General features: G+C 70.1%; 11 protein-coding genes. 4 read left to right on the top strand and 7 right to left on the bottom strand.

What is annotated here, in order from left to right; genetic code table 11:
- Positions 1 to 2 precede the first annotated feature (2 nt).
- Positions 3 to 989 carry a DUF4892 domain-containing protein gene (locus AB7M35_RS02430; RefSeq protein ID WP_453956968.1) on the bottom strand — a complete coding sequence of 329 codons (987 nt, stop codon included), beginning with the start codon at positions 987 to 989 and terminating at the stop codon, positions 3 to 5.
- Between the two features lie 283 nt (positions 990 to 1,272).
- Positions 1,273 to 1,431 carry a hypothetical protein gene (locus AB7M35_RS02425; protein WP_453956966.1) on the bottom strand — a complete coding sequence of 53 codons (159 nt, stop codon included), beginning with the start codon at positions 1,429 to 1,431 and terminating at the stop codon, positions 1,273 to 1,275.
- A gap of 426 nt (positions 1,432 to 1,857) precedes the next feature.
- Here AB7M35_RS02425 and glyS point away from each other — a divergent pair, with 426 nt between their 5' ends.
- Positions 1,858 to 4,017: a glycine--tRNA ligase subunit beta gene (gene glyS / locus AB7M35_RS02420; RefSeq protein ID WP_453956964.1), complete on the top strand. Its 2,160-nt coding sequence runs from the start codon at positions 1,858 to 1,860 to the stop codon at positions 4,015 to 4,017.
- A gap of 1,059 nt (positions 4,018 to 5,076) precedes the next feature.
- Here glyS and AB7M35_RS02415 read toward each other — a convergent pair.
- Positions 5,077 to 5,226: a hypothetical protein gene (locus tag AB7M35_RS02415; RefSeq protein ID WP_453956962.1), complete on the bottom strand. Its 150-nt coding sequence runs from the start codon at positions 5,224 to 5,226 to the stop codon at positions 5,077 to 5,079.
- A gap of 408 nt (positions 5,227 to 5,634) precedes the next feature.
- Between AB7M35_RS02415 and AB7M35_RS02410 the strand changes: the two genes are divergently transcribed.
- Positions 5,635 to 6,042: a VOC family protein gene (locus AB7M35_RS02410; RefSeq protein ID WP_453956960.1), complete on the top strand. Its 408-nt coding sequence runs from the start codon at positions 5,635 to 5,637 to the stop codon at positions 6,040 to 6,042.
- Between the two features lie 187 nt (positions 6,043 to 6,229).
- Positions 6,230 to 7,243 (top strand): methyltransferase, encoded by a 1,014-nt coding sequence (locus AB7M35_RS02405; RefSeq protein ID WP_453956958.1) that lies wholly within the window; start codon positions 6,230 to 6,232, stop codon positions 7,241 to 7,243.
- Between the two features lie 75 nt (positions 7,244 to 7,318).
- On the opposite strand, the gene AB7M35_RS02400 is transcribed toward AB7M35_RS02405, so the two are convergent.
- The 3 genes from AB7M35_RS02400 to purB are packed head-to-tail and all read right to left on the bottom strand — an operon-like array spanning position 7,319 to position 10,257.
- On the bottom strand, positions 7,319 to 8,332 hold the full coding sequence (locus AB7M35_RS02400) for a zinc-binding alcohol dehydrogenase family protein (RefSeq protein WP_453956956.1): 1,014 nt from the start codon (positions 8,330 to 8,332) through the stop codon (positions 7,319 to 7,321).
- 57 nt (positions 8,333 to 8,389) lie between these two features.
- The gene (locus tag AB7M35_RS02395) at positions 8,390 to 8,941 is read right to left on the bottom strand and encodes an RBBP9/YdeN family alpha/beta hydrolase (RefSeq protein ID WP_453956954.1); all 552 of its coding nucleotides are present in this window, start codon (positions 8,939 to 8,941) and stop codon (positions 8,390 to 8,392) included.
- Positions 8,938 to 10,257 carry an adenylosuccinate lyase gene (purB, locus tag AB7M35_RS02390; protein ID WP_453956952.1) on the bottom strand — a complete coding sequence of 440 codons (1,320 nt, stop codon included), beginning with the start codon at positions 10,255 to 10,257 and terminating at the stop codon, positions 8,938 to 8,940. Before purB ends, AB7M35_RS02395 begins: the two co-directional genes overlap by 4 nt.
- A 273-nt stretch (positions 10,258 to 10,530) precedes the next feature.
- On the opposite strand from purB, the gene AB7M35_RS02385 reads away from it, so the two are divergent.
- A complete protein-coding gene (locus AB7M35_RS02385) occupies positions 10,531 to 11,781 on the top strand; it encodes an NAD(P)/FAD-dependent oxidoreductase (RefSeq protein WP_453956950.1) in 1,251 nt (416 codons plus the stop codon).
- A 142-nt stretch (positions 11,782 to 11,923) separates the two neighbouring features.
- On the opposite strand, the gene AB7M35_RS02380 is transcribed toward AB7M35_RS02385, so the two are convergent.
- A complete protein-coding gene (locus AB7M35_RS02380; RefSeq protein WP_453956948.1) occupies positions 11,924 to 12,412 on the bottom strand; it encodes an Lrp/AsnC family transcriptional regulator in 489 nt (162 codons plus the stop codon).
- Positions 12,413 to 12,515 lie beyond the last annotated feature (103 nt).

Raw genomic sequence — 12,515 nt, 5'->3', positions numbered from 1 at the left:
GGTCACTCGGAGCGGTAGACCTCGACGATCTCGACCCGGCGGTTCTTCGCGCGGCCTTCCTCGGTCCGGTTGGTGCTGACCGGCGACATCATGCCCGCGCCGGCGGCCGTCATGCGCTTGCCGTCGATGCCGTAGCCGGAGGAGAGGCGGGCGGCCACCGCCTGGGCCCGCGCCTGGGACAGGTCGAGGTTGTAGTCCATCGCGCCCTTGCCGTCGGTGTGGCCGACGATGAGGATCCGCAGCTCCGGATTGTCCTGCAGGAGCGCCGCCAGCTGCTCGACCTGGGGCTGGGAATCGGGCTTCAGGTCGGCCTTGTCGAAATCGAAATAGAAGCCGTAGACGGCGATCTTGCCGTCGCGGGCGAACGCCCGCTCCATCTCGTCGGCCTCGACCAGCGTGATCTTGTCGCTCTCCATCGCCTCGCCCTCGACGATGGTGGCCGCGAGCTGGGGTTTGCGCTCCAGATTGCCGCCGGTCTCCACGGCGAGGATCCCGATGGTGTCCTGGCGGCCGTCCTGGCTCCTGCGGGCGAGCAGGTAGATCGAGCTGCCCCAGTTGGAGGTGAGGCCGATCTTGCCGCGCCCGGCGTTCCAGATCTCGGCGAGGCTGACCTCCGAGCACTCCTTTTCGCGGCAGAAATAGGCGATCTCGAAGCCTTTCGCCTCGAGCGCCTTCTGGTAGTTGCGCATGACCTCCAGCGGCGACCGGCCGGGCGGCCCCTCGTAGCGGATGCGCGTCACCTTTCCGGCGACGTCGATCTGCCAGGCGCCCGGATCCTTGACGTTCTCGCGGGTGATCCTGGCCGCCGGCAGGGTGATCTCGTCGTAGGCCGACTGCATGTACTGGGTGATCTCGGCGCCTTCGTACCGCCCCAGGAGCGGGTGATCGGACGATCCCTTCACGTCCTCGGCGAGGGCTGCCGGCGCGACCGCGAGGAACGCGGCGGCGGCAAGCGTGGCGCGGGCGGATGTCGTGCGAGCGACGGGCATGGTGTGTCTCCCTCCAGTTGGGCAATCCCCCTGAACCCCGGTCGTCCAGCCTTCCAGCCGCAGCCTAAACCGGCAAACGCGGCGGATGCACGGGCGGAAAGCGGCGGAGAGTTGGCCCGCCGCCGCCAGCCTCGGACGCCAGCCCGGTTTATGTCCGCAGCCGGGATCCGGCTGTGCCGCCGGTCACAGTTTTTCGTCCCGCGTGCCGTTTCCGCGGGTGCACCAGCTCGCGCACGTCTACGGCGAGGCGGGGCTGCCGAGCGGGAGGCTGTGGGGGAGCAGGTCAGTCGTCGGTGAGGGTCCAGACGGGCGCCGGCCGGTCCGTCGACGCGCGATCCGTCGTTGCGCGCGACCCGTGGGCCAGCGAGGCGAGCGGCCCGGCCGCCGCGAAGATGGCCATGGCCAGGACCAGGCAGACCACCTGGGGCAGTTTCGCGGACATGGTGAAGCCCTCCACCGCAACGATCGCTCCGGGACCTGCGGTCTCGGGCGCCGTTCCCGTCTAGGTCCGCCGCCGCAATCCATCTGTGTTGCGGATCACACTTTGTCGCTCCGCGGGCCCGGTCGAGGATCAGGGTGCCCCGGAGGCGCCGCCTCGCGCCACGAGCGGGCCCAGCCCGTCGACCAGGGCGTCGAAGACGGCGCGGCAGGGCGCGCTGGTCCTCAGGTCCTCGTGCATCACCACCCAGACTTCCAGGTCGACCGTGAAGCGGTCGGCGAGAACCCGCAGGTCCGGCTGCCGGGCGGCGCGACGGCGTCGCGTTCGCCGCCTCTGGCCTCGGGAGCCAACTCGGTTTATGTCCGCAGCGAAGATCCGGCGGTGCCGCCGGTCCCCGTTTTCGTCCCGAGCCCGAGCGTCCGCGTCCTCATGCCCGAACTCCTGCTTGAACTCTTCTCCGAGGAAATTCCCGCGCGCATGCAGCGCCGTGCCGCCGACGACCTGAAGGCGCTGGTGACCAACGGCCTGGTCGAGGCGGGTCTCGTCTACGAGGGCGCCACGGCGACCGCCACGCCGCGCCGGCTCTGCCTGCACGTGATGGGCGTGCCGGGGCGCTCGCCGGAGCGCACGGAACTCCGCAAGGGGCCGCGCGTCGGCTCGCCGGAGAAGGCGCTGGAGGGCTTCCTGCGGGCCGCGGGCCTCGCCTCCATCGAGGAGGCGGAGATCGTCACCGACCCGAAGAAGGGCGATTTCTACCAGGCGAAGATCGTCACCCCCGGCCAGGACGCGGCCGCGGTGCTGACCGAGCTGCTGCCCGAGGTGGTGCGCAAGTTCCCGTGGCCGAAGTCCATGCGCTGGGGGGCGGCCTCGGCGGAGCCGGGCGCGCTGCGCTGGGTGCGGCCGCTGCATTCCATCGTCTGCACCTTCGGGCCGGAGACGGAGGAGCCGGAGATCGTCCGCTTCGAGGTCGGCGGCATCGCGTCGGGCGACGAGACGCGCGGCCACCGCTTCCTGGCGCCGGCGCCGTTCAAGGTTCGCCGGATGGACGACTACGTGGCGAAGCTGGAAGCCGCCAAGGTCGTGCTCGACCTCGACCGCCGCAAGCAGATCATCGTCAACGACGCCAAGGACCGCGCGCTGGCGCTGAACCTGGAGCTGGTCGAGGACGCGGGGCTGCTGGAGGAGGTGGCCGGGCTGGTGGAATGGCCGGTGGTGCTGATCGGCCGCTTCGACGAGCAGTTCCTGGCGCTGCCGGACGAGGTGATCCGCCTCACCATCCGCGAGAACCAGAAGTGCTTCGTGATGCGCGACCCGAAGACGGGCCGGCTCGCCAACGCCTTCGTGCTGACCTCCAACATCGAGGCGAGCGACGGCGGCGCGGCCATCGTCGCCGGCAACCAGCGCGTCGTCCGCGCCCGCCTGTCGGACGCGGAGTTCTTCTGGAAGACCGACCTGAAGACGCCGCTCGCCGACCACGCCAGGAAGCTCGCCTCGGTGACCTTCCACGAGAAGCTGGGCTCCCAGTCGGAGCGCGTCGAGCGCGTCGCGGCACTGGCGAAGGCGCTGGCGCCGATGGTGGGCGCCGATCCGGATGCCGCCGAGACCGCAGCCCGCCTCGCCAAGGCGGACCTGGTCACCGGCATGGTGGGCGAGTTCCCGGAGCTGCAGGGCTATGTCGGCCGGCGCTACGCCGAGGCGCAGGGCATCGACCCGGCGATCGCGGCGGCCATCGAGGAGCACTACAAGCCGGCCGGACCGTCCGACGACGTGCCGACCGCGCCGGTCTCCATCGCCGTGGCGCTCGCCGACAAGCTGGACCTTCTGGTGTCGTTCTGGGCGATCGACGAGAAGCCGACCGGCTCCAAGGACCCGTTCGCGCTCAGGCGTGCCGCGCTGGGCGTGATCCGGATCGTGCTGGAGAATGGGCTGCGGCTGGACCTGATGCGCGTCCTTCGGGCACCGGCGTCGACGATGCTGTCCATCGTGGGCGAAGGCTCGCCGCCGGCCGGCTCCGACACGGAGAGCAAGGCCGTCGCGGCCATCGAGACCGATCTCCTTTCCTTCTTCATGGACCGCCTGAAGGTCCAGTTGCGGGAGCAGGGTGCCCGCCACGACCTCGTCGACGCCGTGCTGGAAGGCGAAGCCGCGACAGGGACGCAGGCAAACGCCGACCTCCTGCTGATCACCCGCCGGATCGAGGCGCTGTCGGCGTTCCTGGCGACCGAGGACGGGGCGAACCTGTTGTCCGGCTACAAGCGCGCCGCCAACATCCTGCGCGCCGAGGCGAAGAAGGACGGCCGGTCGTTCGACGGCGAGGCCGATCCGGCGCTGCTGGCCGAGGCCGAGGAAAAGGCGCTGTTCGCGGCGATCGGTCCGGCCCGCGAGACCGCCGCGGCCGCGGTGGCGCGGGAAGACTTCGCCGGCGCCATGGAGGCGCTGGCCGGGCTGCGGCCGCCGGTGGACGCCTTCTTCGACAGGATCCTCGTCAACGCCGACGACCCGGCGCTGCGCGAGAACCGGCTGAAGCTGCTCAGCGCCATCCCGGCAGCTACGGCCGCGGTTGCGGACTTCTCGAAGATCGCGGGGTAGGGGCGCGTCCGGGGCCTGCCCTAGGCCGTTGATGGCCGGCTCCGTGCCGTGCCGCCCTGGATTCCCGCTTTCGCGGGAATGAGCGGAGGATGGGGAGGCGACTGTGCCATGACCTGTCGCGATGTGGCCGATCTCGGACACACGCATTCGAAGCCTCCGGCTTCTTGGGAGTTTCCAGGACGGAACAGAAACTCCGCTCATTCCCGCGAAGGCGGGAATCCAGGGCCTCGTGTCGCAGCCTGGGTTTGGTGTTTTGGCCGGGCGGATGCTGGCACTCCGCTCGTGTCTGCGGGACGAGTCACCGTGCGCCCCTTGCGATCATACCGGCTGCCTGGCCGAACGGCGAAGGTCGCGGTCGGCTGCGTGCGGAGGGCAACATGGCCGTCAGGCGTGGCGAGTGGGCTTGCTACCGCCCCTCTACGGCCGGCTCCGTGCCGTGCCGCCCTGGATTCCCGCTTTCGCGGGAATGAGCGGAGGATGGGGCTATCCCGGGGGACAAACTGTTGTTTGGACTATGACGCCCGACGGTTGGGTGTTTGCGACCGACCGGATCGGAGGAAATGGGCGACGTCTGCCCCACGACCGGTCGCTCTGGAGCGGGATATCCGTCTTACCGCAGCTTCCAAGCCTCGGCCTCGTCGGATTCTCCGGGTTTGGACAGAGACTCCGCTCATTCCCGCGAAGGCGGGAATCCAGGGCCCAGGGCCGCAGCCTGGATCTGGTTTGGCCGGCCCCTTGCGATCACGCCGGCTGCCTGGCCGGACGGCGAAGGTCGCGGTCCGTTGCGTGCGGAAAGGCAACATGGCCGTCAGGCGCGGCGAGTGGGCCTGCTTCCACCCCTTGACTGCCGGCGTCGTGCCGAAGCGCCCTGGATTCCCGCTTTCGCGGGAATGAGCGGAGGATGGAGCTATCGCGGTGGCAGACAGCAACCTGACTCAAGCAATCCGCCGATTAGGGCGGAACTTGGAGATGCAGGAGGATGCTTGCGGGTGCCGAACGTTGACGCGGTGTGCGAACTGGGAGGTGACGCGTTGAGGGTCCGGGGCGGTGCCCCGGCTTTCAGCTCAAGACGCCCGAGTCAGTGGTCCCGGCGGGTCCTGCCTGCGTCTCGGACGCGATGGACGCCTTCTTCAACCTGGGTGGCGACCAGGCAAGCCGCTTGCCTGCGGCGGGTGACTGGTCGGCACGCTTGTCGTCGGTCTTCTGCATGGTTCCACTCTCCGGCCCCCACTGTGCGGGGCACGCAACTCTCGGGCGGAATGTAGACCCCCGCGAGCCATGTTGAAAAGGGGGATGCGGGGAGGTTTGGCATGGTCCGTTCATGCGCGCGAAAGCGGGAATCCCGTTGCGGGGCCGCCACTTGCCCCTTGCGGGAGAGAAGATGGCCTGGCGCCCCCCGAGCCGGAATCCTCACCACGCCTCGAGCATCTACTCCATGCCCGGCCGCCCTGGATTTCCGCCTTCGCGGGAAGGAGCGGAGATTGGGCGGGAGCTCCGCGCGACGTCCCGTTCCGCCGGCAAAACAGCGTCTGAGCGGCGAGGCGCTACGCCTGTAGCCTGTGGCGATCAGCAGCCCGGCTGGCGCGAGACCGGCCGAACCGGAACAGGGGTTCATCCATGCCACGTCTGCGCCACTTCGCCATCGTCGTCCGCGATCTCGAGGCTATGACCGAGTTCTACAAGTCGGTCTTCGAGCTGGAGTTCGTCGGGTCGGAGACCATCGGGACCGGAACGGCGAACTACCTGACCGACGGCGTGGTCAACCTGGCGCTCCTGCATTTCACCGACAAGACGGGCGAGGAGCTGGACCGGATGGCCGGGCTCAACCACTTCGGCGTGCAGGTCGACGACGTGGCGGAGTACGAGCGGCGGGTCGAGGCGGCCGGGGGAAAATTCTTCTTCGAGCTCGCGGGCTCCAAGCAGGGCAACTCGGAGCGCAAGTACAAGGACCCCGAGGGCGTCGTGTTCGACATCTCCGCCCACGGCTGGGTCGGCACCGACGGCCGCGTGGAGGCGGCGGAGTAGCAGCCGTCGACGGGGCCGCGGCGCCATCGGCCCGGCGCGCCGGGCCTGAACTATCTGCATCAACGCTCTGAAACCACAGGCGAAACGCCGCGGGCGGCCTGCCGCCATGCGCCGCGCGCCTAGCCACCGCCGTCGCAAAGCGGCTATCCTCGTCGCAATCCGACCAACGACGGCGAGGCGCCCCGACATGACGCTCCTGACCACGGCCGAAGAGATCTCCGACATCGCCTTCGGCTTCATGGGGTCGAAGGCCCTGTTCGCGGCGCTGCACTTCGGGGTGTTCACGCACCTGGCCGACGGGCCGATGACGGCGGAGGAGCTGGGCAAGGCCGCCGGCCTGCCGGCGGAGCGGGCGCGCACGCTGCTCACCGCCGTGGCCTCGCTGGGGCTGGTGTCGGTCGAGGACGACCGCTTCGCCAACGCGCCAGCAGCGGAGTCCTTCCTGGTGCAGGGCGCCCGCCACGACTTCGGCGACTATCTGCGCCTGCAGGTCGACCGGCAGATGTACGGCCTGCTCGACCAGATCGAGCCGGCGCTGGCGAACCGCCTGCCGGACGAGGCGACGTGCAGCTACGCGGAGTGGTTCGACGACCCTGAGCAGGCGCGGATCTATTCCGAAAGCCAGCATGCCGGCTCGCTCGGCCCGGCGCGCGGGCTTGCCAAGATCGTCGACCTCTCCGGTGCGAAGACGCTGCTGGACGTGGGCGGCGGCACCGGCGCCTACGCGATCACGCTGTGCAACGCCTGGGCGGGCCTGACCGCCACCGTGGTGGATTTCCCCAACGTCGCCGCCATCGGCCGGGAGTACGTGGCGGACGCCGGCCTCAGCGACCGGATCGCCTACGTGGAGGGCGACGCGCTGGTGACCGCGTGGCCGGCCGGGCAGGACGCGTTGCTGATGTCCTACCTGTTCTCCGGCGTGCCGGGCGACGCCCACGAGGGGCTGATCGCCCGCGCCTTCGAGACGCTGGCGCCGGGCGGGCTGATGATGCTGCACGATTTCGTCGTCTCGGCCGACCGCACCGGGCCGAAGCTCGCCGCGCTCTGGCAGCTCCAGCACACGGCGTTCACGCCGACGGCGCGCAGCCTCGACGAGGCGACGCTGGCCGACATGATGACGTCGGCCGGCTTCGAGGGCGTGTCGGTCGGCGAGATGATCCCCGGCCTGACCATGTTGGCGACGGGCCGCAAGCCCGGCTGAGGCGCGCGCGGCGGACCGGCGCGCCTTTCGGGAGCGGCGATTCGCCGGCTTCCGTTGCCGTGTCAGGACGTTGCGTCAGAAACCTTCGAGCACGATCTTGCCGCGCGCCGTGCCGCTTTCGAGCGTCGCGTGGGCGGCCTTGAGGTTGGCGGCGGTGATCGGGCCGAGGCTCTCGGTCATGGTGGTGCGGATGCGGCCGCTGTCGACCAGCCCCGACACCTCGTCGAGGAGCGCCCGCTGGGCGGCCATGTCGGCGGTCTGGAACATCGACCGGGTGAACATGTACTCCCAGTGGATCGAGACCGACTTGGGCATGAAGGCGGCGAGCGGGATGTCGCCGGAACGGTCGATCATCCCGAAGCGGCCCTGGGGGGCGATCAGCTTGGCGATGGCTTCCGCGTGCTTGCCGGTCTGGTTGGTGGAGAACACGAACGCCGGGGCGCCGATGCCGAGGGCGGCGACCTCCGCGTCGATGGGGTTGGCGTGGTCGATGACATAATGGGCGCCGAGCTCGGTGGCCCAGGCCTTCGTCTCCGGCCGGGAGGCCGTGGCGATGACGGTGAGGCCCGTCATGGCGCGCAGGATCTGGATGGCGATCGAGCCGACGCCGCCCGCGGCGCCGACGACCAGGACGGCGTTGGCGGCGCCCGGCACCGCGCGGCGCACGTCGAGCCGGTCGAACAGCATCTCCCAGGCGGTGATGGCCGTCAGCGGCAGCGCGGCGGCCTCCGCCATCGAGAGGCTTTTCGGCTTGCGGCCGACGATGCGCTCGTCGACCAGATGGAACTCGGCGTTGGTGCCCTGGCGGATCACCGAGCCGGCGTAGAAGACGTCGTCGCCGACCTGGTAGCCCTCGACGCCGTCGCCGACCGCCGCCACCGTGCCGGCGGCGTCGTAGCCGAGCACCCGGACGGGCACGTCGATCGGCGCGATGCCACCGCGCACCTTGGCGTCCACCGGATTGACCGACACCGCCTTCACCTCGACCAGCAGGTCGCGGCCGGAGGGCGCCGGCCGGTCGAGGGTCACATCGACGAGCGCGTCGTCGCGGTCGATCGGTCCAGGCTCGCGAAACCCGACAGCCTTCATCTCGTCTCTCCCCGTTTCATGGTCTTGCACCCGCGCCGCGCCGGCGCGGGCGGATGGTCAGCCGATCCGCTTCATCAGGACGGCGAAGCGGGTGAGGCCTTCGGGCCAGGGGCCGTGGCCGCTTTCGTTGTTGAGGTGGCCGGCGTCGCCCGCGTCGATGAGCTCCGAGCCCCAGCTGGCGGCGAAGTCCTCGGCGCGCTCGTAGGAACAGTACGGGTCGGTCCGGCTCGCCACCATCAGCGAGGGAAACGGCAGCGGATCGCGCGGCAGCGGCGCGTAGGCCCTGGTCGCCTCCGGCATGTCGTCGCGCTCCAGGTCCGGAACGCCCACCAGGAACGCCCCGGCGACGCCGGGCAGCGACGTTTCGGCCGCCGCATGGACGGCGAGCGCCACGCCGAGCGAGTGGGCGATCAGCACCACCGGGCGCTTCGCCTCGGCCACCGCCGTGACGAGCGCGTGGGTCCAGCCGACGCGGTCGGGCGCGTCCATGTCGTCGAGGGCGATGCGGCGGGCGCTCTTCAACTGGGTCTCCCAGCGGGAGTACCAGTGCTCCGGCGTGCCGCCGCCAAGGCCCGGAAGGATCAGCAGTTCAACATCGGACGTCTTCATGCGGTGGCCCCGTCGGTGCCGAACACCCGGTCGAAGATGGTGTCGACGTGGGCCAGATGATGGTCGAGATCGAAGAGCGCGTCGATCTCCTCCGGCGTCAGCTTGGCCGCGACGTCCTTGTCGGCCTTCAGCAGCGCCTTGAAGTCGCCGCCCTGCTGCCAGACCGGCATCGCGTTGCGCTGGACCATCCGGTAGGACTCCTCACGCGACACGCCCGCCTGGGTGAGCGCCAGCAGCACGCGCTGGGAGTGGACGAGGCCGCCGAGCCGGTCGAGGTTGGCCTGCATGCGGTCCGGATAGATCAGCAGCTTGTCGATCATGCCGGTGAGGCGGGCGAGCGCGAAGTCGAGGGTCACGGTGGCGTCCGGGCCGATCATCCGCTCCACCGACGAGTGGGAGATGTCGCGCTCGTGCCAGAGCGCCACGTTCTCCATGGCCGGCAGGGCGTAGGCGCGCACCATGCGGGCGAGGCCGGTGAGGTTTTCCGACAGCACCGGGTTGCGCTTGTGGGGCATCGCCGACGAGCCCTTCTGGCCCTCGGAGAAGAACTCCTCGGCCTCCAGCACCTCGGTGCGCTGCAGGTGGCGCACTTCCGTGGCGATCCGCTCCACCGACGAGGCGACGACGGCGAGCGTGGCGAAGTAGGCGGCGTGCCGGTCGCGCGGGATCACCTGGGTGGACACCGGCTCCGGCGTCAGGCCGAGCTTCTCGGCGACGTGCGCCTCGACCTTCGGGGAGATGTTGGCGAAGGTGCCGACGGCGCCGGAGATCGCGCAGGTGGCGACCTCCTCGCGGGCGATCTCCATGCGCTTGCGGCAGCGCGAGAACTCGGCATAGGCCTGGGCGAGCTTCAGGCCGAAGGTGGTCGGCTCGGCGTGGATGCCGTGGCTGCGGCCGATGGTCGGCGTGTACTTGTGCTCGAAGGCGCGGCGCTTGATGGCGGCGAGCAGCTGGTCGAGGTCCTCGATCAGCATGTCGGCGGCGCGCACCAGCTGCACGTTGAAGCAGGTGTCGAGCACGTCGGAGGAGGTCATGCCCTGGTGGACGAAGCGCGCCTCGGGGCCGACGATCTCGGCGAGGTGGGTCAGGAAGGCGATGACGTCGTGCTTCACCTCGCGCTCGACCTCGTCGATGCGGTCGACGTCGAAGGTGGCGTTGCCGGCGCGTTCCCAGATGGTGGCGACGGCCTCCTTCGGGATCACCCCTTCCTCGGCCTGGGCCTCGGCCGCGTAGGCCTCGATCTCGAACCAGATGCGGAACTTCGACTCCGGCGACCAGATCGCGGCCATGGCGGGACGGGAATAGCGGGGGATCATCGTATGGACAGCTCCGAGGGGGAAGGAGGCTCGCCCATAGCAAAGCCCGCGCCCCGCGACAATCGGCGCCGCGCGCGCGCAGGCGCGTCCGGCGCGGCGGATTTCTGAGGACGCACGCCTAACCGGCTGGCGGACCTCGACATATCGCGTGCGCGGACGACCATGCGCGCGGGACGGGGTGTTTCGCTCGCCTTGCGGCGCCGGGGCGAGTTGCGCACTATCGGCGCAAGCCCCGATTGCACGGGGCGGGGGGACCGATCCGGGAGGACACGCATGACGGAGCGGGCGGACATCGTCGTGCTCGGGGCCGGCATCGTCGGCGTTTCGACGGCGCTGCACCTGATGATGCGCGGCCGGGACGTGCTGCTCGTCGACCGGCGCGAGCCCGGCGAGGAAACCTCCTACGGCAACGCCGGGGTGGTGGAGCGCGAGGGCCTGGTGCCGGTGATGTTCCCGCGCGGCTTCGACAAGCTGCTGCCGTTCGCCCTCAACCGCAGCGTGGCGGCGCACTACCGCGCCCGCGACCTGCCGAAGTTCGCCGGCTGGCTGGCCGCCCTGCGGGCAAATTCCACCCCCGAACGGGTCGACCACTATACCGCCGCCTCCAACGCGCTCAGCCGGGAGGCCGCCGCCGAGCACCATGCGCTCGCCCGCGCCGCCGGCGCGGAGAGCTATTTCCGCAAGACCGGCTGGCTGCGCTTCTACCGCACCGGCGAGAGCTTCGCCGCCGCCCAGGCCGCGCACCTGACGCGCGCCAAGCAGCTCGGCCTGCCGTTCGACATCCTGACGGCGGAGGAAACCGCCGAGATCGAGCCGCACCTGACGGCGGAGTTCCACCGGGCGGTGCTTTGGCCGGAGACCGAGAGCGTCTCCAGCCCCGGCCGGGTGACCAAGGCCTACGCGGCGCATTTCCTCGCCGGCGGCGGGCGGTTCCTGCTGCAGGAGGCGCGCGCCATCAAGCCGCTACCCAGGGGCTACGAGGTGATCACCGACGGCGGGACCGTGCACGCCGCGCAGGTGGTGGTGGCGATGGGGCCATGGGCGGGCGACATCGTCCGGCCGCTCGGCTACGCGCTGCCGCTGATGCCCAAGCGCGGCTACCACCGGCACTACCGGCCGCGCGGCAACGCCAGCCTGGGTCGCCCGGTGGTCGACATGGACAACGGCTTCGCCATCACGCCGATGATCGACGGCATCCGCCTGACCACCGGCATCGAATTCGCCGACCGCGACGCCCCGCCGAGCCCGGTGCAGCTCGCCAAGGCCGAGCCCATCGCGCGCCACCTGTTTCCGCTCGGCGAGCCGGTGGAGGCGACGCCGTGGATGGGGTCGCGGCCGTGCTTCCCGGATTCGCTGCCAGCGATCGGCCAGGCGCCGGAGCACGACGGGCTGTGGTTCAATATCGGCCACGGCCACCTGGGCTTCACCCAGGGCCCGGCGTCCGGCCGGCTGCTCGCCGAGCTGATGACCTGGACCCGGCCACTGGTGGATCCGAGTCCGTATTCGCCGAAGCGGTTCGGGTAGTTTTTCCCCTCGCGCCGAGTTCGCTCCGCTCACCGGCCGGGAGGGCGGCCTGACCGGCCGGCGCGCGGTCGCGCGCTGATGGGTGCATTCCGGACAGGATCTGGAGGGCTTTGCGGACTCGGCGTGAGGGCAAAGACCCTCCTCAATCCTCGCGGATCGGCAGGGCGGGGGTGTCCTTCACGGTGGCGATGACGATGCGCGACTGCACGTCGGAGACGAGATCGTTGTTGAGCAGCTTGAGGCGCAGGAAGTCGTCGTAGTCCTTGATGTCGTCGGCGACGATCTTCAGCAGGTAGTCAACCGCGCCGGTGATGCGCTCGCAGATCACCACCTCCGGCCAGCGGTTCACCAGCCGGTCGAACTCCTCCATGTTGTCGCGGCTCGGGATAGAGAGCTTCACGAACGAGTAGGAGGCGAACGTCAGCCCGACCTTCTCGCGGTCGACCAGCGCCGCGATCTGGCGCACGACGCCGCTGTCCTTCAGCTTCTTGATGCGGCGCCAGCAGGGCGTCTGGCTCATGCCCGCCTGACGGGCGATCTCGGCGATCGAGAGGGACGCGTCGCGCTGCAGAATCCGCAGTACGCGGATGTCCGCCGGGTCCAGGTGGGTTCTTCCGCTGCTGGCCTTCATTCCGGATGGTTCTTCCTACTGAGCCGCCCTTTGGTGTCACGATAGCAGAGATATTCCCGCTCAAGAGAACAAACTCTCCGCAAGTGGGGAGTCCGTCTCCCGT

It is taken from the genome of Amorphus suaedae (assembly GCF_053629675.1).
This window is presented reverse-complemented; position numbering and strand designations above follow the sequence as displayed.